Genomic DNA, 22,932 nt, shown 5'->3' with positions numbered 1-22,932 from the left:
CGGGCCCAACCTTCGTCGCTACGAGCGACCACTTGCCGCGAGGCGAGCATGGCGGGTCGGTGCCATTAGATCTACGAGAGGTCCACGTCACCCGGTGACGTGGACCTCTTTTTCATTGAGAACAAAACGTTCGCAATCCGGGGCGGCTACCACGTACTCCGCGGTAGGTGCGACGATCGGACGGCAAACCCGCGAACCAATAGCGCTCGCAGTACCCGGTGAAAGCAGAGGAAGTCGGCCATGGCAACGGCGCCCAGCGTCTCCTACTCGATGACGGTCCGCCTCGAGGTGCCCGCCAGTGGCACAGCGGTGTCTCAGCTCACCGGAGCCGTCGAGTCCCACGGAGGCTCGGTGACCGGCCTCGACGTCACGGCCTCCGGCCACGAGAAGCTTCGGATCGACGTCACCATCGCCGCGACCTCCACGGCGCACGCCGACGAGATCGTCGAGCAGCTGCGCGGCATCGAGGGCGTCACGCTCGGCAAGGTCTCCGACCGTACGTTCCTGATGCACCTCGGCGGCAAGATCGAGATGCAGTCCAAGCACCCGATCCGCAACCGTGACGACCTCTCGATGATCTACACGCCGGGCGTGGCCCGGGTGTGCATGGCGATCGCCGAGAACCCCGAGGACGCCCGCCGCCTCACCATCAAGCGCAACACCGTCGCGGTCGTGACGGACGGCTCGGCGGTCCTGGGCCTCGGCAACATCGGCCCGATGGCCGCCATGCCGGTCATGGAGGGCAAGGCGGCCCTCTTCAAGCGCTTCGCCGACATCGACGCCTGGCCGCTGTGCCTGGACACCCAGGACACCGACGAGATCGTCGCGATCGTCAAGGCGATCGCCCCGGGCTTCGCCGGCATCAACCTCGAGGACATCTCGGCCCCGCGCTGCTTCGAGATCGAGGCCCGCCTGCGCGAGGCCCTCGACATCCCGGTCTTCCACGACGACCAGCACGGCACGGCGATCGTCGTGCTCGCGGCCCTCACGAACGCGCTGCGCGTGGCCGGCAAGGCGATCGGTGACATCCGCGTCGTCATGTCCGGTGCGGGCGCGGCCGGTACGGCCATCCTGAAGCTGCTGATCGCCGCCGGCGTCAAGCACGCCGTCGTGGCCGACATCCACGGTGTGGTGCACGCGGGCCGCGAGGACCTGGTCCAGGCGGCCCCCGACTCACCGCTGCGGTGGATCGCCGACAACACCAACCCCGAGGGCGTCACGGGCACGTTGAAGGAAGCCGTGCGCGGCTCGGACGTCTTCATCGGCGTCTCGGCCCCGAACGTCCTGGACGGCGACGACGTGGCGGCCATGGCGAAGGACGCCATCGTGTTCGCGCTCGCGAACCCCGACCCCGAGGTCGATCCGGCGATCGCCCGCCAGACCGCGGCCGTCGTGGCCACCGGCCGCTCCGACTTCCCGAACCAGATCAACAACGTGCTGGTCTTCCCGGGCGTCTTCCGCGGCCTGCTGGACGCCCAGTCCCGCACGGTCAACACGGAGATGATGCTTGCGGCCGCAACGGCCCTGGCGGACGTGGTGACCGAGGACGAGCTCAACCCGAACTACATCATCCCCAGCGTCTTCAACGACAAGGTCGCGGGCGCGGTCGCCGGCGCGGTCCGCAACGCGGCGAAGGCCGCGGGCGCGACGGAGACGACGGTCTGAGCCACCCCGGCCGCCGTACGCCGTGTGCCCTGTGATGGTGTGGGCAGGCGCACTGGTATAAGGAGTCTCGGTGCCCCGTACGGCGGCCGAACCGGCGGCTGTGACGGCCGCCACGGCCGTGCAGGCTCCGGCGCGTCGCGGAACGTGGGGCCTGTGGCCGCCTTTAGGGTGGCGGCCAGGTTCGGGCCTTGCAGGCCTTTTCGTGTGACTCCCAAGGGTGTTCGTGTGACTCCCAGGGGTGCCGGATTGGCTTTCCCGCCGCAGGTGGGGGCAGGATGCGTCTTCGGGCGCGAGGGTCTGGCTACGGACCCGGGTCCGGGGACCGACCGAGGACCCTGGCAGCATCGACTTCGCTGTGCCCAATATGCGGCTCCGCCGCGTGGCACGCCTCAACGGCAAGAAGAACACGGGAGTAACAACATGAACCGCAGTGAGCTGGTGGCCGCGCTGGCCGACCGCGCCGAGGTGACCCGCAAGGACGCCGACGCCGTTCTGGCCGCGTTCGCCGAGACCGTCGGCGAGATCGTCGCCAAGGGCGACGAGAAGGTCACCATCCCCGGCTTCCTGACCTTCGAGCGCACCCACCGTGCCGCTCGTACCGCGCGCAACCCGCAGACCGGCGACCCGATCCAGATCCCGGCCGGCTACAGCGTGAAGGTCTCCGCGGGCTCGAAGCTCAAGGAAGCCGCCAAGGGCAAGTGACCTTGCCGTCTACACCTCACGGGACGGTGTACGGCACGTAGGCAATGCGATGGGGCGGCACCCGGACTTCTCCGGGTGCCGCCCCATCGTTGTTGTGCTCAAAAACAGCCTCGAACGCCGGCCGGGCCGACTGATGCCCGGCCGGCCTGAGTGATACCCGGCCGGGCTGATCCTCGCTAGCCCAGCGCCTTGCCCGGCAGTTCCACCTTCGCGCCCAGCTCCACGAGCTTCTCCATGAAGTTCTCGTAGCCGCGGTTGATCAGGTCGATGCCGTGGACCCGGGACGTGCCCTGGGCCGCGAGGGCCGCGATGAGGTACGAGAAGCCGCCGCGGAGGTCGGGGATCACGAGGTCGGCGCCCTGGAGCTTGGTTGGGCCCGACACGACCGCTGAGTGCAGGAAGTTGCGCTGCCCGAAGCGGCAGTGCGAGCCGCCGAGGCACTCGCGGTAGAGCTGGATGTGCGCGCCCATCTGGTTCAGGGCCGAAGTGAAGCCGAGGCGGGACTCGTACACCGTCTCGTGGACGATCGACAGGCCCGTCGCCTGCGTGAGGGCGACGACGAGCGGCTGCTGCCAGTCGGTCTGGAAGCCCGGGTGCACGTCCGTTTCGAGGGCGATCGACTTGAGCTGGCCGCCCGGGTGCCAGAAGCGGATGCCCTCGTCGTCGATCTCGAAGGCGCCGCCCACCTTCCGGTAGGTGTTCAGGAACGTCATCATCGAGCGCTGCTGGGCGCCGCGGACGTAGATGTTGCCTTCGGTCGCCAGCGCCGCGGAAGCCCACGAGGCGGCCTCCAGGCGGTCCGGGAGGGCCGCGTGGGTGTAGCCGCCGAGCGAGTCGACACCGGTGATACGGATCGTGCGGTCCGTGTCCATCGCGATGATCGCGCCCATTTTCTGCAGAACGCAGATCAGGTCCTCGATCTCCGGCTCCACGGCCGCGTTCGAGAGCTCCGTCACGCCCTCCGCGAGGACCGCCGTCAGCAGCACCTGCTCGGTCGCGCCCACGGACGGGTACGGCAGCGTGATCTTCGTGCCGCGCAGCCGCTGCGGGGCCTCCAGGTACTGGCCGTCCACCCGCTTCTCGATCGTCGCGCCGAACTGCCGCAGCACCTCGAAGTGGAAGTCGATCGGCCGGCCGCCGATGTCGCAGCCGCCCAGACCCGGGATGAACGCGTGCCCGAGACGGTGCAGCAGCGGGCCGCAGAACAGGATCGGGATGCGCGACGAACCCGCGTGCGCGTCGATGTCCGCGACGTTCGCGCTCTCCACGTGCGACGGGTCCATGACCAGCTCGCCCGGCTCCTCCCCGGGACGGACCGTCACGCCGTGCAGCTGCAGCAGCCCGCGTACGACGCGCACGTCACGGATGTCGGGGACGTTGCGCAGTCGGCTCGGAGCACTCCCGAGCAGCGCGGCGACCATGGCCTTCGGTACGAGGTTCTTCGCACCGCGGACACGGATCTCGCCCTCCAGCGGGGTTCCGCCGTGGACAAGGAGTACGTCGTCTGAACCGTTGACGGTCATGTATCTCGCGTTCCGGTTGGTGGGGCAGGGGCGAAGAAGCAAGCGTAATGGCCGCCTACCCCCGTTCAGTAAGCCCAAGTGCGCACCAAGGACGTCATAGCTTTGCCACAACACGAGCCGCTCCTGATCGGACACTCGGGGTCACCGGCAGGGGTGTGCGCTCCACCTGCATCTCTGCGCCCTGAGCTGCATTCACTCGGGTACGGGCATTGGCTCCCCCCGCGCGGGGAAGATGCGGGATCATGTCTGCCATGACCGAGGTGTCCTCGCTCACAGGGCGGCTGCTCGTGGCCACGCCCGCCCTGGCGGACCCGAACTTCGACCGTGCGGTGGTGCTGCTCCTCGACCACGACGAGGAGGGCTCCCTGGGCGTCGTCCTCAACCGCCCCACACCGGTGGACGTGGGCGACATTCTCTCGGGCTGGGCGGACCTCGCGGGCGATCCCGGCGTCGTCTTCCAGGGCGGTCCGGTCTCGCTCGACTCGGCGCTCGGCGTGGCGGTGATTCCCGGCGGCGCCTCCGGGGAGCGGGCTCCGCTCGGCTGGCGCCGGGTGCACGGCGCGATCGGTCTGGTGGATCTGGAGGCTCCGCCGGAGCTGCTGGCCTCGGCCCTCGGTTCGCTGCGGATCTTCGCCGGGTACGCGGGCTGGGGCCCCGGACAGCTGGAGGACGAGCTCGTCGAGGGCGCCTGGTACGTCGTCGAGTCCGAGCCCGGAGACGTCTCCTCGCCCTCTCCGGAACGGCTGTGGCGCGAGGTGCTGCGCCGCCAGCGCAACGAGCTGGCGATGGTGGCCACGTATCCGGACGACCCTTCGCTCAACTGATGCCCCTCGGCTTCAGTACTCTTGCGTTTATGAGCACTCTTGAGCCTGAGACCCAGCCCCAGCGAGGCACTGGGACGGGGACCCTCGTAGAGCCGACGCCGCAGACGTCGCACGGCGACGGGGACCACGAGCGCTTCGCCCACTACGTCCAGAAGGACAAGATCATGGCGAGCGCGTTGGACGGTACGCCCGTCGTCGCGCTCTGCGGCAAGGTCTGGGTGCCGGGCCGCGATCCGAAGAAGTACCCCGTGTGCCCCATGTGCAAGGAGATCTACGAGTCCATGGGCTCCGGCGGCGACGAGGGCAAGGGCGGCGGCGACAAGTAACGCCTCCGGCTCCTTCTGATTCAGTGCGCGGCTGATTCGGTACGCGGCGGAGGCTGAGCACGGCCGCGGCGCCCCGGTGGGGGCTGTCGCGGTCTCGTCGTACCCGGAGCTCGACTTCTCGTCGTCTTCCCTGACGTCTTCCCTGGCGGCTTGTCTGTCGTAGGCCCTGAAGTCGTAGGCCCCGAATGCGCATTCTCGGCGCATCCGGGGCCTTTGTGCTGCCCGCGCGATACCCGTGTACCGACCACTCGTTGCACGGAGTGCTTCAGCCGGTCACAGAGTGGTTGAGACCTCTTGTGGGCATGTTCATGTACTCCATAGCCTCCGGGTGTTGTGCAGCGCAAAACCACCATTGCACGTGCTGCAACGCGCCCCCGGAGGACGCCTGATGAAGCTCCCTAAGCTCTCTGCCCGAACGGCCGCCCCGATCGCCGCACTTGTCGTCGCCGGACTCATGGCGACCGCCTGTGCCCCCGAGTCCTCCGACAACTCCGGTGGAAAGGACGAGGAAAGCGGCACCCTGCGCGTCTGGCTCTTCCAGGAGGTCAACAACGGGCCGAAGGAGAAGGTCGTCGACAGTGTCGTCGCGGCCTTCGAGAAGGCCCACAAGGACACCGAGGTCGACGTCCAGTACATCCCCGTCGAGACCCGCGCCGAGAAGATCAAGGCCGCCTTCAACGACCCCAAGAGCGCGCCCGACCTCATCGAGTACGGGAACACCGACACGGCCGGTTACGTCAAGGACGGCGGACTCGCCGACGTCACCAAGGAGTTCACGGACTGGAGCGAGTCCAAGGACACCGACCCGACCGCCAAGCAGTCCGTCACGGTCGACGGCAAGATCTACGGCGCCCCCTACTTCGTAGGCGTCCGTGCCCTCTACTACCGCACGGACATCTTCAAGGAGCTGGACCTCGAAGTCCCCAAGACACAGGGCGAGTTGATCAGCACGGCCAAGGCGATCCGGCAGGCGAAGCCGGACCTGTACGGGCTCGCGGTCGGCGGCGCCTACACGTTCGGCGCGATGCCGTTCATCTGGTCCAACGACGGCGAGATCGCCCAGGGCAAGGGCGGCTCGTACGCCTCGACGATCGACAGCGCGGCGTCCCAGAAGGGCATCAAGGCGTACACCTCGCTCTTCGGCGACGACAACTGCCCGGCCGCCAAGTGCGCGGGCATGGGCGGCAACGACACCGTCACCGCCTTCGCCTCGGGCAAGGCGGGCATGGCGATCGGCGGTGACTTCAACTACACGGCGGTGGAGGCCGGGAAGGTGAAGGGCAAGTTCGCCGTCGTGCCGCTGCCGGGGCTGAAGTCGGGCGAGATCGCTCCCGCGTTCGCGGGCGGCAACAACCTCGGCGTACTGAACAGCACCACGCACCGCACCCTCGCCGTCGACCTGATGGAGCAACTGGCCTCGAAGAAGACGCAGGGCGAACTCTTCGACGCGATGGGCTTCCTGCCGACGTTCACGGACGTACGCCAGGACGTCGCGCAGCGCGAGGCGTACGTCGAGCCCTTCGTGAAGACCCTCGGCGCGGGCGCCAAGTTCGTGCCGGCCTCGCCCGCCTGGTCCCAGATCGACGCGTCCCTCGTCCTGCCGACGATGTTCCAGGAGATCGTCAGCGGCCGTAAGGACGTGGCGGCGGCCTCGAAGGACGCGGCGAAGAAGATGAACGCCGCGTTCAGCTCCGCGGGGTGAGCCGGATGACGAACCGTCCGCTTCCCGGATCCGCCCCACCGCCCGGCCGCGGTGTCCCTGCGCGGCGGGCCGGTGAGCCGGCTCCGGCCGGGGGCGACAGGGCGGCCGGAGCGGCCGAGCCCGGTGAGGCCCCGGCGGCGGGGCCCCGGGAGGCCCGGTCGGCCGAACCAGAGAAGGCGGCTTCCGCCGAGTCCGGGGCTGTGCCCGGGCCGGGCGAGGCGGCGGCGCCGGACGCCGCCGGGCGCGGCCCGGTGCAGGCCCTGCCTGGCGAGGGGGCTCTGTCTGGCGGGCAGGAGGTGTCCCGCTTGGCGGCCGGTGCCGGTTCCGCGGGCATCACTCCACCCGGAGGGCTTCGTTCTCCGGTGGCGGGTGTTGGCTCTGGGGCGGCGGGTGATCTCGGCGCAGGCCGGTCGGGGGCCGCGGTGTCGGTCGCGGTCCGGGAGGCGGCGAGCTCCGAGCAGTCGGCGAAGGGGTCGCGGCCGCCCGCCGCCCCCCGGCCGGGCCGCGGCGCGGCGGCGCGGCGCAAGTCGCCGCTCGCGCGGGGCGGTTGGACGCCCTGGCTCTATCTCGCGCCCGCTCTCGTCGTGCTGGGTGGGCTGCTCGTCTACCCCGTCTACCAGCTCGGGCTGATCTCGTTCCTTGAGTACACGCAGGCGCAGGTCAGCGGCGGGGAGCCGACGACTTTCCAGGGGTTCGGGAACTACGCGACGCTCTTCGGCGACCAGCAGTTCTGGCAAGTGCTGCTGGCCACCGTGCTGTTCGCGGCGGCGTGCGTCGTGTCGACCCTGGCGGTCGGCTGCGCGCTCGCCGTCCTCCTGACACGTGTCCGTGCCGTGCCACGGCTCGCGCTGATGCTGGCCGGGCTCGGCGCGTGGGCGACGCCCGCGGTCACCGGGTCGACGGTGTGGCTGCTCCTGTTCGACGCCGACTTCGGGCCGGTCAACCGGATCCTCGGGCTCGGCGACCACTCGTGGACGTACGGCCGTTACAGCGCCTTCGCCCTCGTCCTGCTCGAAGTGGTCTGGTGCTCCTTCCCGTTCGTGATGGTGACGGTGTACGCCGGCATCCGGGCCGTACCGGCCGAGGTCCTGGAGGCCGCGTCCCTGGACGGTGCCTCCCAGTGGCGGATCTGGCGCTCGGTGCTCGCGCCGATGCTCCGCCCGATCCTGGTGGTCGTCACCATCCAGTCGGTCATCTGGGACTTCAAGGTCTTCACACAGATCTATGTGATGACCAACGGCGGCGGCATCGCCGGCCAGAACCTCGTCCTGAACGTGTACGCCTACCAGAAGGCCTTCGCGTCCTCGCAGTACAGCCTCGGCTCGGCGATCGGAGTGGTGATGCTGCTGATTCTGCTGGCGGTCACGCTCGTATATCTGAGGCTGCTGCGAAGGCAGGGTGAGGAGCTGTGAGTTCCATGAGTTCCACCACTTCCACGACTTCCACGCGTCCGACGGGGCTCGCGAGTACCGCGAGTACCGCAACTCCCGTGCAGACCAAGGGCTTTGTACGCGGTTTCGTACGCCGTTCCGTACAGCGACCGTGGCGGCTGGCCGCGGAGGCCTCGGCACTGCTGATCGCGGCCGTCGTCGCATTCCCCCTCTATTGGATGGCGCTCAGCGCCTTCAAGCCCGCCGGAGAGATCGAGTCGACCGAGCCGCGGCCCTGGACGCTGTCCCCGTCCCTGGATTCCTTCCGACGCGTCTTCGGGCAGCAGGAATTCGGCCGTTACTTCCTCAACAGCCTTGTCGTGGCGGTCACCGTGGTCGCCGTCTCGGCCCTCATCGCGTTTCTAGCGGCGACCGCCGTGACACGATTCCGCTTCCGTTTCCGCACCACCCTGCTGATCATGTTCCTGATCGCGCAGATGGTGCCCATCGAGGCCCTGACGATCCCCCTCTTCTTCCAGATGCGGGACCTCGGGCAGCTCAACACGCTGGGCGCGCTGATCCTGCCGCACATCGCCTTCTCGCTGCCCTTCGCGATCTGGATGCTGCGGGGCTTTGTGAAGGCCGTCCCGGAGGCGCTGGAGGAGGCGGCGTACATCGACGGGGCGAGCCGGACGCGGTTCCTGTGGCAGATCCTTTTCCCGCTGGTCTTTCCGGGGCTCGTCGCCACCAGCGTCTTCTCGTTCATCTCCGCCTGGAACGACTTCCTCTTCGCCAAGTCCTTCATCATCAGCGACACTTCGCAGTCCACGCTGCCGATGGCCCTCCTTGTCTTCTACAAGCCCGACGACCCGGACTGGGGCGGTGTGATGGCAGCGTCCACGGTGATGACGATTCCGGTACTGATCTTCTTCGTACTCGTACAGCGACGGCTGGTCTCCGGACTGGGCGGCGCGGTGAAGGACTGACGTGAGTGATGTGATTCCGGCGCCCTCCGCCGTCGAGGGCCCCATGCGCCGAGGCGTCCCGCTCGACGCGGGCACTTCGCTGTGGGCCGGGCCCGGTACCGGCACCACCGAACGCTGGCTGCGCGCGACGCTCGGCATGGCCCTGGGACTTTCCCTGCCGCCCGGCGAGGAGGACGCCGAGAACTCCGTACGTCTGCGTATCGACGGCACCCTGGAACCGGAGGCCTACAAACTCAGTGTCGTCGCCGACCGGGGCGTCGAGATCCGCGGCGGCGGCCCCGCCGGGGTGTTCTGGGGCGCCCAGACGCTGCGTCAGCTCATCGGTCCGGACGCCTTCCGGCGGGCTCCCGTCCGGCCGGACACCACCTACGGCATCCCGCTCCAGATCATCGATGACGCCCCGCGATTCGGCTGGCGCGGCCTCATGCTCGACGTCTCACGGCACTTTATGCCCAAGGACGGTGTCCTGCGCTATCTCGACCTGATGGCCGCGCACAAGCTGAACGTCTTCCACTTCCACCTCACCGACGACCAGGGCTGGCGCATCGAGATCAAGCGGTACCCGAAGCTCACGGAGACCGGATCATGGCGGGCGCGCACGAAATTCGGCCATCGTGCCTCGCCCCTCTGGGAGGAGAAGCCGCACGGGGGCTTCTACACCCAGGACGACATCCGCGAGATCGTCGCGTACGCGGCCGAGCGGCATATCACCGTCGTCCCCGAAATCGACATCCCGGGCCACTCGCAGGCCGCCATCGCCGCATATCCGGAACTCGGCAACACCGACGTCATCGACACGACCTCCCTCTCCGTCTGGGACACCTGGGGCGTCTCCAAAAACGTACTCGCCCCCACTGACAACGCCCTGCGCTTCTACGAGGGGGTCTTCGAGGAACTCCTCGACCTGTTCCCCTCGCAGTTCATTCACGTCGGCGGCGACGAGTGCGCCAAGGAGCAGTGGAAGGCGTCGCCCACCGCACAGGCGCGGATCGAGGAACTCGGGCTCGCGGACGAGGACGAACTGCAGTCGTGGTTCATCCGGCACTTCGACACGTGGCTGACCGCGCGCGGGCGCCGACTGATCGGCTGGGACGAGATCCTGGAGGGCGGCCTCGCTCCGGGTGCCGCGGTGTCCTCGTGGCGCGGCTACCAGGGCGGCATCACGGCAGCACGGGCGGGCCACGACGTCGTCATGTGCCCCGAGCAGCAGGTGTACCTGGACCACCGTCAGCACGGCGGCCCGGACGAGCCGGTGCCCATCGGCTACGTACGCACCCTGGAGGACGTCTACCGTTTCGAGCCCGTACCACCGGAGTTGACCCCAGGTCAGGCGCGGCACGTCCTGGGCACCCAGGCAAACCTGTGGACCGAGGTGATGGAGGACCACGCGCGCGTGGACTACCAGGCGTTCCCACGGCTCGCGGCCTTCGCCGAGGTCGCCTGGAGCGCCCTGCCCGCCCCCGCCGAACGCGACTTCACTGACTTCGAGCGACGGATGACCGCCCATTACCGGCGACTTGACGCCCTGGGGGTCGCCTACCGCCCGCCCACCGGGCCGTTGCCGTGGCAGCGACGCCCCGGTGTGCTCGGACGCCCGATCGAGGGGGCGCCTCCAAACGTGTGAGGTGGCTCCCACAGGGTGTCGTCCGAAGCGGTTGCCCTGGGACGGTGGCCCCCGAGGAGAAAGGTGCCCAAGAGGCATCGAAGAATGTCAATTCACGCTGACGGGCGATGTGGTGCGAAAACGGACCATCCGCCGGTGGCGGGTAGGAATGCCTCCTAGCGGACCCCCGCGTCGAGGGACGGGGAAGATGTGCCAGAGTTGCCACGTCCGCCCTGTCAGCACGTACCGTACGGCAACACAGGTGGGACCAGGTGGGGCAGCGGGAAGGGGCAGCCGGTTTTGACCACGCACGCACCGCAGGCGGCGCAGGCCGTCACGCTGCCCGCCTCGCTGGACGAGGCAGTGGCGGCGCTCGCCGCCATGCCGGCCGCCGTTCCCGTGGCCGGCGGCACCGACCTCATGGCCGCCGTCAACTCCGGGCAGATGAGGCCCGCCGCGCTCGTCGGCCTCGGCCGGATCAGCGAGATCCGCGGCTGGCAGTACCAGGACGGCCACGCGCTCCTCGGCGCGGGCCTCACCCACGCCCGCATGGGACGCCCCGACTTCGCCGCCCTCATCCCCGCCCTCGCGGCCGCCGCGAGAGCCGCGGGACCACCGCAGATCCGCAACGCGGGCACCCTGGGCGGCAACATCGCGTCGGCATCCCCTACGGGGGACGCGCTTCCGGTACTGGCCGCCCTGGAGGCGACACTCATCATCGCGGGCCCGGGCGGCGCCCGCCGTGAGATCCCCGTCTCGCACCTGCTCGCGGGCATGGAGATGCTCCGCGGCGGCGAACTCATCGGGTACGTGCGCGTGCCGCTGCTGCACGCCCCGCAGGTCTTCCTGAAGGCGACCGGACGGACCGGCCCCGGACGCTCCATCGCGTCCGTGTCGCTCGTCCTCGACCCCGCCCGGCGCGGAGTGCGGTGCGCCGTGGGGGCCATAGCGCCGATGCCGCTGCGTCCCCTGGACGCCGAGCAGTGGGTCGCCTCGCTGATCGACTGGGACAACAACCGCGCGATCGTCCCCGAGGCGCTGACCGCCTTCGGGGAGTACGTCGCCGCGGCCTGCATCCCCGACCCGGCCCCCGCCGAGGACGGCTCCGTAGAGCAGCTGCCGCCCGCCGTACTGCACCTGCGGCGCACTGTCGCCGCGCTGGCCCGACGAGCACTGGGGAGGGCACTTTCGTGACCGACGACCAGCACGGAGAGGGCGCCCCTCAGGCGGGCAGCCGCTGGGATCCGCTGCCTCAGGGCGACTACGACGACGGCGCCACCGCCTTCGTCAAGCTCCCCGAAGGGGGCATCGACGCCCTCCTCGCGGACTCGCCGCTCGCCGCGCCCGGCCACGGCTACGTACCGCCGCCGATAACGGCCGCTCCCACCACGGACACGGGGACCGACCCGGCCGCCTCCGGGTCCTGGGCCGTACCGCCCGAGGTCGCCGACGCCGGGCAGCCGCAGACCGTGCAGTGGCCCGACCCGAACGCCATGCCTGAAGAGCACCGGCAGCCCGCCCAGGACGCGTTCTCGTACAACCCCGGGGCCACCGGCCAGTGGACCTTCGACCAGCCCTCACACGGCGGCCAGGGAGGCCAGGGCGCGCCCGGACACGACGTGACCGGACAGTGGTCCATCCCCGTCGCCGACGGTGAGCTGCCCGACGAGTCCGGCGAGTTCACCACGTCGTCGCTGGTCGAGCAGTGGGGCGGCACCCCGCCGGCCACCCTGCCGGGCGGAGCGGCCGCGCCCTGGGCCAACGAGCCCTGGGCCCAGCAGCCCGCCCCGGACCAGCCGCCGTCCGCCGACGAGGCGGCGTCCCGCGCCGAGCACGCCGTCGCGCCGCACGCCGACCACGACATCGCGCCGCCCCGCGCCGAGCACGACGCCGCCGAGATCATCGCCGTCTCCGGAGAGCACGCCGACGAAATCGCCGTCTCCGTAGAGCGCGAAGAACCGGTGCACGAGGAACCCGCGGAGGCACCGGCGGGACACGGCACCCCGGAGCCCGCCGACGAACCTGCCGCCGAGCCCGAAGCGGTCTCTCCGGAGGAGTCCGCCGAGGCGCCCGACGACACCGCCGAGGAGCCCGCGGCCGACGACTCCCAGGGCGCGTCCTCGCACATCGACCACCCCCTCGCCTCGTACATCCTGCGGGTGAACGGCGTGGAACGGCCCGTGACCGACGCCTGGATCGGCGAATCGCTGCTCTACGTACTGCGCGAACGGCTCGGTCTCGCGGGCGCCAAGGACGGCTGCTCGCAGGGCGAGTGCGGGGCCTGCAACGTGCAGGTGGACGGACGGCTCGTGGCGTCCTGCCTCGTGCCCGGCGTGACCGCCGCCGGGAGCGAGGTGCGCACGGTCGAGGGCCTCGCCGCCGACGGGCAGCCCTCGGACGTCCAGCGGGCGCTCGCCAAGTGCGGCGCCGTGCAGTGCGGTTTCTGCGTCCCGGGCATGGCGATGACCGTGCACGACCTCCTCGAGGGCAATCCGGCGCCGACCGAGCTGGAGACCCGCCAGGCCCTGTGCGGAAACCTGTGCCGCTGTTCCGGCTACCGGGGTGTCCTGGACGCCGTGCGCGAGGTCGTCGCCGAGCGCGAGGCCCACGCGTCCGCCGAGTCCGCCCAGGACGCCGACGAGGCCCGTATCCCGCACCAGGCGGGCCCGGGCGCCGGTGGCGTCAACCCGTCCGCGTTCGAGTCACCACAGCCGCACGAGCAGCCGTACGGCCAGGACGGAGGCCAGGCGTGAGCAACGACACCGCCACCGCGACCACCGCGGAGCCGGGCACCGCCCCGGAGCCGCCACCGCACGGCCTCGGCGTGTCTCTGCTGCCCGCGGAGGCCCGCGCCAAGACGGAGGGCACCTTCCCGTACGCGGCGGACCTGTGGGCCGAGGGCCTCCTGTGGGCGGCCGTCCTCAGGTCACCGCACCCGCACGCGCACATCCTGTCCATCGACACCACCCACGCGCGCGAGATGCCCGGCGTACGGGCGGTCATCACCCACGAGGACGTGCCCGGCGCCGCACTGCACGGCCGCGGCAAGGCCGACCGCCCCGTGTTCGCCTCCGAGGTCGTACGCCACCACGGGGAGCCCATCGCGGCCGTCGCCGCCGACCACCCCGACACCGCGCGCATGGCCGCGGCCGCCGTCATCGTCGAGTACGAAGTACTCGACCCGGTGACCGACCCGGAGCAGGCCTTCGAGGCCGAACCCCTGCACCCCGACGGCAACCTGATCCGCCACATCCCGCTGCGCCACGGCGACCCGGACGCGGCCGGTGACATCGTCGTCGAGGGCCTGTACCGCATCGGCCGCCAGGACCCGGCCCCGATCGGCGCGGAGGCCGGCCTCGCCGTGCCCCGCCCCGACGGCGGGGTCGAGCTCTACGTGGCGTCCACCGACCCGCACGCCGACCGCGACACGGCCGCCGCCTGCTACGGCCTGGAACCGGAGCGCGTGAAGGTCGTCGTCACCGGCGTGCCCGGCGCCACCGCCGACCGCGAGGACCAGGGCTTCCAGCTCCCTCTCGGGCTGCTCGCCCTGCAGACCGGATGTCCGGTCAAACTCACCGCGACGCGCGAAGAGTCCTTCCTGGGCCACGTCCACCGGCATCCGACACTGCTGCGCTACCGGCACCACGCGGACGCCGAGGGCAAGCTGGTGAAGGTCGAGGCGCAGATCCTGCTCGACGCGGGCGCGTACGCGGACACGTCGTCCGACGCTCTCGCCGCCGCCGTCTCCTTCGCCTGCGGTCCGTACGTCGTCCCGAACGCCTTCATCGAGGGCTGGGCCGTCCGCACCAACAACCCGCCCTCCGGGCACGTACGCGGCGAGGGCGCCATGCAGGTGTGCGCCGCCTACGAGGCCCAGATGGACAAGCTGGCGAAGAAGCTGGGCATCGACCCGGCCGAGCTGCGCCTGCGCAACGCGATGGCTACGGGGGACGTACTTCCCACCGGCCAGACCGTGACCTGCCCGGCCCCGGTGGCCGAACTCCTGCAAGCCGTACAGGACTTCCCGCTGCCCGCCCTCCCGAAGGACACGCCCGAGGACGAGTGGCTGCTGCCCGGCGGCCCCGAGGGCGCCGGCGAACCCGGTGCCGTACGCCGCGGCGTCGGCTACGCGCTCGGCATGGTCCACATGCTCGGCGCCGAGGGCGCGGACGAGGTCTCGACGGCCACCGTGAAGGTCCACGACGGTGTCGCCACGGTGCTCTGCGCGGCCGTGGAGACCGGCCAGGGCTTCACCACGCTGGCCCGGCAGATCGTCCAGGAGACGCTCGGCGTCGAGGAGGTGCACGTCGCCTCCGTGGACACCGATCAGCCCCCGGCGGGGCCGGGCTGCCGCGGTCGCCACACCTGGGTCTCCGGCGGCGCGGTCGAACGGGCCGCCAAGATGGTCCGTACGCAACTGCTGCAGCCCCTGGCGCACAAGTTCGGCATGTCCACCGAGCTGCTCCAGATCACCGACGGCAAGATCACCTCGTACGACGGCGTGCTGTCGACCACCGTCACGGAGGCGCTGGACGGCAAGGAGCTGTGGGCCACCGCGCAGTGCCGCCCGCATCCCACCGAGCCGCTGGACGGCACCGGGCAGGGTGACGCCTTCGTGGGCCTCGCCTTCTGTGCGATCCGCGCGGTCGTCGACGTCGACATCGAGCTGGGCTCCGTACGGGTCGTGGAGCTGGCGCTCGCCCAGGACGTGGGGCGCGTGCTGAACCCCGCGCAGCTCACCGCCCGTATCGAGGCCGGCGTCACCCAGGGCATCGGCGTCGCCCTCACGGAAAACCTGCGCACCGCGCGCGGGCTGGTGCGCCACCCCGACCTCACCGGGTACTCGCTGCCGACCGCCCTGGACGCCCCCGACATCCGCATCGTCAAACTCGTCGAGGAGCGCGACGTGGTCGCCCCCTTCGGCGCGAAGGCCGTCAGCGCGGTGCCGGTGGTCACGTCCCCGGCCGCGGTCGCGTCCGCGGTACGGGCGGCCACCGGGCGTCCGGTGAACCGTCTGCCGATACGTCCACAGGCAGCCGTGGTGACGGCGACGCAGTGACCGAGTCACCGCAGCCGCAGCGGTCCGAGCCGCAGCCTTCCGGGTCGCCGCGGTCCGAGCGGCAGCCGTCCGGGCCGCCGCGGTACGAGCCCGGGCCCGGCGTCGGGAAGCTGACGCTGTGGGTGCTGGTGTTCGTGCTGGCGGCGGTGGTGGTCGTCGCGGGCGGCGTGTACTTCGGCTGAGGTCCGATTCCGGCCGGGAGTTGCTGCGAGTCCGCTGGTCACGGCTGTGCCGGGGCGTTGTCAGTGGTGCCGCGTAGTGTTCTGGGCAGTGGGGAGGACCGCTGGGCGGCGGGACATCTTCCGTGGGTTTTCCGTGGGGTTTTCCGCGTGCTTGCCGCCTGGCTCGGTCCTGCCGGGGGACTGTGAACAACCATGCGCGGGGGAACGATGAGCACGACGGACACCGGCACCAAGACGATCACTCTGACCGAGGGCGAACTCGATCCGTACGTCGCGCACACACCGACACGGCGCTGGCTGGCGGGCCCCGGACTGCCGGATGACAGCGGCCTGTTGACCTTCGAGGCACTGCGCGTCGACGGCCTGCGGACGGTGGCGGACTCGACCGGAGACCCGGACCGCCTGCCGGAGTCGCTGCGGGACCAGTTGGTGATAGGCGCGCTCCGTGGCCCCGCCGGGGCCGAGGCGGAGTCGGTCCTGCTCGACGGAGCGACGGGCGAGGTGTCCACCACCTACTTCCTCCACGACCGCCCCGACCTCATGGACCGCCGCCCGCTCGCGCCGTCGCTCCGGACGCTGACGGAGTTCGTGACGGCGACGGAGGAGATGACGGCGCGGCGCGGTCAATTCGCCGCCTACGAGGGCCGGTTCGGGCCGAAGGCGGTCACGGAGGCGTCGCGACAGCTGCGCACGGTGTTCGAGGAGGGCACCGGGGGCGAGGTCCCGCCGTTCTGGAGGATGGCGGCGCTGATCCGCCCACTGGCCCTGATCGCGGGCCCGCCCGCGGACTCGGCGCTCACCCTGGACCTGTCCGCCCGCCTGCTGGACCAGGAGTTCGGCCAGGGCCGGGTCGTGCGCTTCGAGGACGTCGACTTCCCGGCGGCGCTCACGCACGAGCCGACCCGCCGCTTCCTGCGCGAGACGGGCCTGCCCGAGGACGGCCACCTGTTCCAGCTGGACACGGACGTACCGCTGCCGACCCTCGCCGAGTACTACGAGGACGAGCGCCCCGGCGAGTACACCGACGAACTCCCCGATACTGCCGACCACTTGATACGCCTCGGCCACCTCATCGAGGACAACAGCCTGGTCGTCGACGGCGCGACGGGCGCGATCCTCAACTGGAGCGAGCCCGAGGCCACCCTGTACGCCCTGAACACGGACATCTCCACCCTGGCCTTCACCCTCTGGCTGCTCCACCGCGAGAAGACGATCGACGAGTCCCTCTCCCACGCACTGACCTCGGAGGTCTACGACCAACTGGCCACGACGATGACCCAGACCCTCTCGACGATCGACCCCACGGGCTCCGCCCCGCAGGGGGAGTGGCACTACTGGACTGAGCTGTTCCAGGACGAGGCCGGCGGGGTGCTCTGAGCCCGACCTGACAACGGCCGAGCCCACCACCGCACTGAGAGGCCGTGGCGGGAATCGAACCCGCGTTACTCGCTTTGCAGGCGAGCCCCTCAACCACTCGGGCACACGGCCGGGTTGGGAACGTTGCGTTTCGCTTGCTCCGAAGTGCTCGTTCCGAACTCGATGTGTCGACCGTAGGCGGCGGTCGGGCGAGGGCTCAAGGAATGGGCCGGGGCTGCAACGGGACTGCCACACGGCGTTCATGAAAGGAGGGCCGAGAAGGACGGCCGAGAGGAGGGCCGAAGAGTGGTCGTACGACCAAGGTCCCGGTCGAGCACCGTCTCCCGACAGGGGTCAACGTCAGTGGTGCCCCTTACGCTGACGGTCATGACCACCCCGGAACCGAGCGACACCGACGTCGCGCACACCCCGACCGCTCCAACCGCATCGACCGCGCCGACAGCACCGACCGCACCCACCGAAGACGTCACCCAGGACAGTGTCCTCAGCCGCTCCCACCGGGCGCTCAGCATCGGGATCGTGTCCGTCGTGCTGCTGATCGCTTTTGAGGCGACGGCGGTCGGGACGGCCATGCCCGTGGCGGCGCGGGAGCTCGACGGGGTGTCGTTGTACGCGTTCGCGTTCTCCGGGTACTTCACGACCAGTCTGTTCGGGATGGTGCTGGCCGGGCAGTGGTCGGACCGTGCGGGTCCGCTGGGGTCGTTGACGGCGGGGATCGGGGCGTTCGCGGCGGGCCTGTTGCTGTCCGGGACGGCGGGGGTGATGTGGCTGTTCATCCTCGGGCGGGCCGTGCAGGGGCTCGGCGGCGGGCTGGTGATCGTCGCGTTGTACGTGGTCGTGGGGCGGGCCTATTCGGAGCGGCTGCGGCCGTCGATCATGGCGGCGTTCGCGGCGAGCTGGGTGATTCCGTCCGTGGTCGGGCCGCTCGCCTCCGGCGCGGTGACCGAACACCTCGGCTGGCGCTGGGTGTTCGTCGGGATACCTGTGCTGGTCGTCCTGCCGCTGGCGCTCGCGCTGCCGCAGATACGGCGCCGGGCGTCCGGGCCGACGGAGGGAACCGTCGCAGCGCCCTTCGACCGGCGTCGTATCCGGCTGGCGCTGGGCATCTCGCTGGGTGCGGGGCTGTTGCAGTACGCGGCCCAGGCCGTATCCGACGAAAGGGTGCGGTGGCTGTCCCTGGTCCCGGCTGTGGCAGGGGCCGCGCTGCTGGTCCCGGCGATGCTCGGGCTGCTGCCGCGCGGGACCTACCGGGCGGCGCGCGGCCTGCCGTCCGTGGTGCTGCTGCGCGGGGTCGCTGCCGGGTCCTTCATCGCGGCCGAGTCCTTCGTGCCGCTGATGCTGGTCACCGAGCGCGGGCTGTCGCCGACGCTGGCCGGGTTCTCGCTGGCGGCGGGCGGGGGCACCTGGGCGCTGGGGTCCTTCGTGCAGTCCAGGGCGCGCGTGGAGCCGTACCGAGACCGGCTGATGCTGCTCGGCATGGTGCTGGTCGCGGCCTCGATCGCCGCCGCGCCGAGCGTGCTGATCGACGGGGTGCCGGTGTGGACGTTGGCGGTGGCGTGGGCCTTCGGCTGCTTCGGGATGGGTCTGGTGATCTCCTCCACCAGCGTCCTCCTGCTCCACCTCTCCCCGCCCGAGGAGGCCGGCACCAACTCCGCCGCCCTCCAGATCTCCGACGGCCTCTCGAACGTCATCCTCCTGTCCGCGGGCGGCGCGGCCTTCGCGGCGCTGGGCGGCGGCACGGTCACGCACACGGCCACGGAGGCCTCCGGCGGTCACCCGGCCGCCTTCGCCGCCGTGTTCCTGCCGATGGCGGGGGTAGCGCTGGTGGGGGCTTGGGTGACGACGCGGCTGCGGGAGCGGTGATCGTAAACGGGACGCGGTGATCGTAAACAGGGCGAAACCGGATGGTGCCGAGTCCTACCCTCGGCCCCATGGAACTTCGCCTCGACCCCGCCGTGGAGCAGACGCTCGCCGACCTCGCGGACGCGCGGGACCGCCTGCCCGAAGAGCTCGCACGGGAAGCCGTGCTCAGGTACCTGCACGAGGAGGGCGCACCCGTGCGTGCCCTCGCCGAGCGGCTCGCGAAGGAGCACGCGGAGCTGTTGAGGAGGCTGGGCGAATGACGCGGAACGACTCGGTGGCGGCCGCGACCCGCCACCTCACCGTCGCCGACGTCACCGGCATCGCCGAGATCGCCTTCGGCGGGCGGGCGCCCGAGGCCCGCGAGCCGGGGCTGCTGGCCTCGGCCGTGCACCGCCCCCGCGCCCGCATGTTCGGCACGGCCGCCTACCAGGACCCGTACGAGCAGGCCGCGGCGCTGCTCCACGCCCTCGCTACCAACCACCCCCTGGTGGACGGGAACAAGCGGACCGCCTGGCTGGCAGCCGCGACCTTTCTCGCCCTGAACGGCGTGGACCTCGCGGCATGCGACCAGGACACGGCGTACGACCTGGTCATCGACGTGGCCTCCGGTGCCGAGGGCGACATCGGGGTGATCGCGGAGCGCCTGCGCTCACTGTGACCTGGATCCCATCCAGGGGTGACCCGGCGTCGTCCGCGCGTTGACGCCGCCGGGCCGCCGGTAGGGTGGCCCGGTTGTCATACACAGCCGTTGCCATACGTAGCCGAGCCGCCCAACCACCCCACGGAGACCGTGACTACCACCGCCGCCAGTGCCACTTCTTCGCATCACCTGTCACCCGCGTTCCCCGGGCGCGCCCCTTGGGGTACCGCCAGCAAGCTGCGCGCGTGGCAGCAGGGGGCGATGGAGAAGTACATCCAGGAGCAGCCACGTGACTTTCTCGCCGTCGCCACACCCGGCGCAGGCAAGACGACCTTCGCGCTGACGCTCGCGTCGTGGCTGCTGCACCACCATGTCGTGCAGCAGGTGACCGTGGTCGCGCCGACCGAGCATCTGAAGAAGCAGTGGGCGGAGGCGGCCGCACGGATAGGGATCAAGCTGGATCCCGAATACAGCGCGGGGCCGCTCAGCAAGGAGTACCAGGGCGTCGCCGTGACGTACGCGGGTGTGGGTGTGCGGCCCATGCTGCACCGCAACCGCGTCGAGCAGCGCAAGACCCTCGTCATCCTCGACGAGATCCACCACGCCGGTGACTCCAAGTCCTGGGGCGAGGCCTGCCTCGAGGCCTTCGAGCCCGCCACCCGCCGGCTCGCGCTCACCGGTACGCCCTTCCGGTCCGACACCAACCCCATCCCCTTCGTCACGTACGAGGAGGGGAACGACGGGATCCGGCGGTCAGCCGCCGATTACACGTACGGGTACGGGAGCGCGCTCGGCGACGGCGTCGTGCGGCCCGTCATCTTCCTCTCCTACAGCGGCAACATGCGGTGGCGTACGAAGGCGGGCGACGAGATCGCCGCCCGGCTCGGCGAGCCGATGACCAAGGACGCCATCAGCCAGGCCTGGCGCACCGCACTCGACGCGCGCGGCGAGTGGATGCCGAGCGTGCTGCGCGCCGCCGACCAGCGCCTCACCGAGGTCAGGAAGGCCATCCCGGACGCGGGCGCCCTCGTCATCGCCTCCGACCAGGACTCGGCCCGCGCCTACGCCAAGCTCATCCGCGACATCACCGGCAACAAGGCCACCCTCGTCCTCTCCGACGACGCCGGCGCGTCCAACCGTATCGACGAGTTCAGCCAGAACAACGACCGCTGGATGGTCGCAGTCCGCATGGTGTCCGAGGGCGTCGACGTACCGCGGCTCGCGGTGGGCGTGTACGCGACGACCATCTCGACCCCGCTCTTCTTCGCCCAGGCCGTCGGCCGTTTCGTACGGTCCCGGCGGCGCGGCGAGACCGCCTCCGTCTTCCTGCCGACCGTCCCCGACCTCCTCGGTTTCGCCAACGAGATGGAGGTCGAGCGCGACCACGTCCTCGACAAGCCGAAGAAGGAAGGCGAGGAGGACCCGTACGCCGAATCCGAGAAGGAGATGGAGGAGGCGAACAAGGAGCAGGACGAGGACACCGGCGAGCAGGACATGCTGCCGTTCGAGGCGCTGGAGTCCGACGCCGTCTTCGACCGGGTCCTGTACGACGGCGCCGAGTTCGGTATGCAGGCCCACCCGGGAAGCGAGGAGGAGCAGGACTACCTCGGCATCCCCGGCCTCCTCGAGCCCGACCAGGTCCAGCTGCTCCTCCAGAAGCGGCAGGCCCGGCAGATCGCGCACAGCCGCAAGAAGCCGGACGACGAGGCCGATCTCCTCGAACTCCCCGCCGAGCGACGGCCGGTGGTCTCCCACAAGGAGATGCTGGAGCTCCGTAAGCAGCTCAACACCATGGTCGGCGCGTACGTCCACCAGAGCGGCAAGCCCCACGGCGTGATCCACACCGAGCTGCGCCGCGTGTGCGGCGGCCCGCCGAGCGCGGAAGCGACGGCCGGCCAGCTGCGGCAGCGGATCGCCAAGGTGCAGGAGTGGGCCACCCGTATGCGGTGACGTTCGCATGTCGCGATGTCGCGAGCGGTGACGTTCGCACGTCACACACGAAGACGTTCGTACCTCGGGTACGGAGATAAGGGCGCCGGTGTCGTCACGACACCGGCGCTCCCGCGTCTGTGCGCTCTGTGCGCTCTGTGCGGAGGTGGTGCACGTCGGACGGCGCGCGCCGGTCACATCGGGACAAAAGTGAACCTAACCCGGGGTAAGCCAAAGCGGTCCGTACCTGCTGATGCCCGGATTCTGGACGGAGACTTCCGCTGAGCGAACCAGCTCGCTACTGTCCCGCTACGCACACGCCCCGTGGCAGCGCCGCCGCGGAGCGCAGCCGGTGCCCGCCCGGGAGTGCCCGGGACGCTGCCGACCGGCGGCCTCTGACGCGCGTCGCCGATGGGACCGGTGACGCAACCGCCGCGTAGGGGGCCGTCGACTCTCACCACTAAGGAGTGGGCGTCGTGACCGCGGAGACCTCCCAGACGCTCGACCGGGGACTACGTGTCCTCAAACTGCTCGCCGACACCGACCACGGTCTGACCGTCACCGAGTTGTCCAACAAACTAGGGGTGAACCGGACCGTCGTGTACCGGTTGCTCGCCACACTGGAGCAGCACGCTCTCGTACGCCGTGATCTTGGCGGCCGCGCCCGGGTCGGGCTCGGCGTGCTGCGGCTCGGGCGGCAGGTGCATCCGCTGGTACGCGAAGCCGCGCTGCCCGCGTTGCGTTCGCTGGCCGAGGACATAGGGGCGACTGCCCATCTCACGCTGGTCGACGGCACGGAGGCGCTCGCAGTCGCCGTGGTCGAGCCGACGTGGACCGACTACCACGTGGCCTATCGCGCGGGTTTCCGGCACCCGCTGGACCGGGGCGCCGCGGGCAAGGCGATCCTCTCCGCCCGGGTCGCCTCCGTGGACGAACCCGGATACACCCTGACCCACGGCGAACTGGAGGCCGGAGCGAGCGGGGCGGCGGCGCCGCTGCTCGGCGTCACGGGCGTCGAGGGCAGCGTCGGCGTGGTCATGCTCGCGGACGCCGTACCCGAGCGGGTGGGTCCACGGGTGGTCGACGCGGCGAAGGAAGTGGCCGACGCGTTGCGCTGACGCTGGTCCTGAGCGGTTGATCGGTGCGGGGGCTGACGTGGGTCTGAGCGGTTGACCGACGGC

At 70.6% G+C, this 22,932-nt stretch carries 19 protein-coding genes and 1 tRNA gene; 18 read left to right on the top strand and 2 right to left on the bottom strand.

The genetic code is table 11. From position 1 onward, the window contains the following. Nucleotides 1-240 precede the first annotated feature (240 nt). On the top strand, nt 241-1,665 hold the full coding sequence (locus GAS53_RS07135; RefSeq protein WP_151476589.1) for an NAD-dependent malic enzyme: 1,425 nt from the start codon (nt 241-243) through the stop codon (nt 1,663-1,665). 420 nt (nt 1,666-2,085) lie between these two features. Continuing rightward, nucleotides 2,086-2,367: an HU family DNA-binding protein gene (locus GAS53_RS07130; RefSeq protein WP_007382399.1), complete on the top strand. Its 282-nt coding sequence runs from the start codon at nt 2,086-2,088 to the stop codon at nt 2,365-2,367. A 176-nt stretch (nt 2,368-2,543) separates the two neighbouring features. Here GAS53_RS07130 and murA read toward each other — a convergent pair whose 3' ends face one another. After that, nucleotides 2,544-3,890 carry a UDP-N-acetylglucosamine 1-carboxyvinyltransferase gene (gene murA, locus GAS53_RS07125; protein WP_151476588.1) on the bottom strand — a complete coding sequence of 449 codons (1,347 nt, stop codon included), beginning with the start codon at nt 3,888-3,890 and terminating at the stop codon, nt 2,544-2,546. Between the two features lie 251 nt (nt 3,891-4,141). Between murA and GAS53_RS07120 the strand changes: the two genes are divergently transcribed. The 11 genes from GAS53_RS07120 to GAS53_RS07070 all read left to right on the top strand — a co-directional run bounded on the left by GAS53_RS07120 (nt 4,142) and on the right by GAS53_RS07070 (nt 17,319). Then, nucleotides 4,142-4,714 carry a YqgE/AlgH family protein gene (locus tag GAS53_RS07120; RefSeq protein WP_192583003.1) on the top strand — a complete coding sequence of 191 codons (573 nt, stop codon included), beginning with the start codon at nt 4,142-4,144 and terminating at the stop codon, nt 4,712-4,714. Between the two features lie 29 nt (nt 4,715-4,743). Continuing rightward, entirely contained in the window at nt 4,744-5,040 is a 297-nt protein-coding gene (locus GAS53_RS07115; protein WP_151476586.1) for a DUF3039 domain-containing protein, read from the top strand. A 388-nt stretch (nt 5,041-5,428) separates the two neighbouring features. After that, nucleotides 5,429-6,742, top strand: a complete 1,314-nt coding sequence (locus GAS53_RS07110; RefSeq protein WP_151476585.1) for an extracellular solute-binding protein — start codon at nt 5,429-5,431, stop codon at nt 6,740-6,742. Nucleotides 6,743-7,164: 422 nt separating this feature from the next. Beyond that, complete coding sequence (locus tag GAS53_RS07105) at nt 7,165-8,154, top strand: carbohydrate ABC transporter permease (protein WP_151476584.1); 990 nt, start codon at nt 7,165-7,167, stop codon at nt 8,152-8,154. A gap of 5 nt (nt 8,155-8,159) precedes the next feature. Then, complete coding sequence (locus GAS53_RS07100; RefSeq protein ID WP_225858785.1) at nt 8,160-9,098, top strand: carbohydrate ABC transporter permease; 939 nt, start codon at nt 8,160-8,162, stop codon at nt 9,096-9,098. A 1-nt stretch (nt 9,099) separates the two neighbouring features. Then, entirely contained in the window at nt 9,100-10,722 is a 1,623-nt protein-coding gene (locus GAS53_RS07095) for a beta-N-acetylhexosaminidase (protein ID WP_225858784.1), read from the top strand. A gap of 279 nt (nt 10,723-11,001) precedes the next feature. Then, nucleotides 11,002-11,895, top strand: coding sequence for an FAD binding domain-containing protein (locus GAS53_RS07090; protein WP_151476583.1), 894 nt, complete (start codon nt 11,002-11,004; stop codon nt 11,893-11,895). Continuing rightward, entirely contained in the window at nt 11,892-13,454 is a 1,563-nt protein-coding gene (locus GAS53_RS07085; protein ID WP_151476582.1) for a 2Fe-2S iron-sulfur cluster-binding protein, read from the top strand. The genes GAS53_RS07090 and GAS53_RS07085 overlap by 4 nt, the downstream gene beginning before the upstream one ends. Further along, nucleotides 13,451-15,760 carry a xanthine dehydrogenase family protein molybdopterin-binding subunit gene (locus GAS53_RS07080; RefSeq protein WP_151476581.1) on the top strand — a complete coding sequence of 770 codons (2,310 nt, stop codon included), beginning with the start codon at nt 13,451-13,453 and terminating at the stop codon, nt 15,758-15,760. The genes GAS53_RS07085 and GAS53_RS07080 overlap by 4 nt, the downstream gene beginning before the upstream one ends. Further along, nucleotides 15,757-15,942: a hypothetical protein gene (locus tag GAS53_RS07075; RefSeq protein WP_151476580.1), complete on the top strand. Its 186-nt coding sequence runs from the start codon at nt 15,757-15,759 to the stop codon at nt 15,940-15,942. Before GAS53_RS07080 ends, GAS53_RS07075 begins: the two co-directional genes overlap by 4 nt. 207 nt (nt 15,943-16,149) lie before the next feature. Beyond that, the gene (locus tag GAS53_RS07070) at nt 16,150-17,319 is read left to right on the top strand and encodes an SUKH-4 family immunity protein (protein WP_151476579.1); all 1,170 of its coding nucleotides are present in this window, start codon (nt 16,150-16,152) and stop codon (nt 17,317-17,319) included. Nucleotides 17,320-17,358: 39 nt separating this feature from the next. On the opposite strand, the gene GAS53_RS07065 is transcribed toward GAS53_RS07070, so the two are convergent. Further along, nucleotides 17,359-17,430 (bottom strand) — tRNA-Cys (locus GAS53_RS07065). Nucleotides 17,431-17,685: 255 nt separating this feature from the next. On the opposite strand from GAS53_RS07065, the gene GAS53_RS07060 reads away from it, so the two are divergent. The 5 genes from GAS53_RS07060 to GAS53_RS07040 all read left to right on the top strand — a co-directional run bounded on the left by GAS53_RS07060 (nt 17,686) and on the right by GAS53_RS07040 (nt 22,869). Continuing rightward, nucleotides 17,686-19,182, top strand: coding sequence for an MFS transporter (locus tag GAS53_RS07060; protein WP_151476578.1), 1,497 nt, complete (start codon nt 17,686-17,688; stop codon nt 19,180-19,182). Between the two features lie 68 nt (nt 19,183-19,250). Further along, nucleotides 19,251-19,442, top strand: a complete 192-nt coding sequence (locus GAS53_RS07055) for a hypothetical protein (RefSeq protein ID WP_151476577.1) — start codon at nt 19,251-19,253, stop codon at nt 19,440-19,442. Then, nucleotides 19,439-19,840 (top strand): type II toxin-antitoxin system death-on-curing family toxin, encoded by a 402-nt coding sequence (locus tag GAS53_RS07050; RefSeq protein ID WP_151476576.1) that lies wholly within the window; start codon nt 19,439-19,441, stop codon nt 19,838-19,840. Before GAS53_RS07055 ends, GAS53_RS07050 begins: the two co-directional genes overlap by 4 nt. Nucleotides 19,841-19,972: 132 nt before the next feature. Next, nucleotides 19,973-21,772, top strand: coding sequence for a DEAD/DEAH box helicase (locus GAS53_RS07045; RefSeq protein WP_151476575.1), 1,800 nt, complete (start codon nt 19,973-19,975; stop codon nt 21,770-21,772). A gap of 455 nt (nt 21,773-22,227) precedes the next feature. Beyond that, entirely contained in the window at nt 22,228-22,869 is a 642-nt protein-coding gene (locus tag GAS53_RS07040; RefSeq protein WP_151476574.1) for an IclR family transcriptional regulator, read from the top strand. Nucleotides 22,870-22,932 lie beyond the last annotated feature (63 nt).

The sequence above is a fragment of the Streptomyces albicerus genome, assembly GCF_008905045.1.
Lineage (GTDB): Bacteria > Actinomycetota > Actinomycetes > Streptomycetales > Streptomycetaceae > Streptomyces > Streptomyces albicerus.
The sequence above is the reverse complement of the archived record's forward strand: the minus strand, read 5'-3'. Positions and strand labels throughout refer to the sequence as shown.

Excerpts from the sequence above, each read along its gene's own strand:
- GAS53_RS07100 (WP_225858785.1), top strand. The coding sequence starts at position 8,160 with ATGAGTTCCACCACTTCCACGACTTCCACGCGTCCGACGGGGCTCGCG.
- GAS53_RS07070 (WP_151476579.1), top strand. The coding sequence starts at position 16,150 with ATGAGCACGACGGACACCGGCACCAAGACGATCACTCTGACCGAGGGC.
- GAS53_RS07060 (WP_151476578.1), top strand. The coding sequence starts at position 17,686 with ATGACCACCCCGGAACCGAGCGACACCGACGTCGCGCACACCCCGACC.
- murA (WP_151476588.1), bottom strand. The coding sequence starts at position 3,890 with ATGACCGTCAACGGTTCAGACGACGTACTCCTTGTCCACGGCGGAACC.
- GAS53_RS07055 (WP_151476577.1), top strand. The coding sequence starts at position 19,251 with ATGGAACTTCGCCTCGACCCCGCCGTGGAGCAGACGCTCGCCGACCTC.
- GAS53_RS07120 (WP_192583003.1), top strand. The coding sequence starts at position 4,142 with ATGACCGAGGTGTCCTCGCTCACAGGGCGGCTGCTCGTGGCCACGCCC.
- GAS53_RS07110 (WP_151476585.1), top strand. The coding sequence starts at position 5,429 with ATGAAGCTCCCTAAGCTCTCTGCCCGAACGGCCGCCCCGATCGCCGCA.
- GAS53_RS07115 (WP_151476586.1), top strand. The coding sequence starts at position 4,744 with ATGAGCACTCTTGAGCCTGAGACCCAGCCCCAGCGAGGCACTGGGACG.
- GAS53_RS07130 (WP_007382399.1), top strand. The coding sequence starts at position 2,086 with ATGAACCGCAGTGAGCTGGTGGCCGCGCTGGCCGACCGCGCCGAGGTG.
- GAS53_RS07050 (WP_151476576.1), top strand. The coding sequence starts at position 19,439 with ATGACGCGGAACGACTCGGTGGCGGCCGCGACCCGCCACCTCACCGTC.
- GAS53_RS07135 (WP_151476589.1), top strand. The coding sequence starts at position 241 with ATGGCAACGGCGCCCAGCGTCTCCTACTCGATGACGGTCCGCCTCGAG.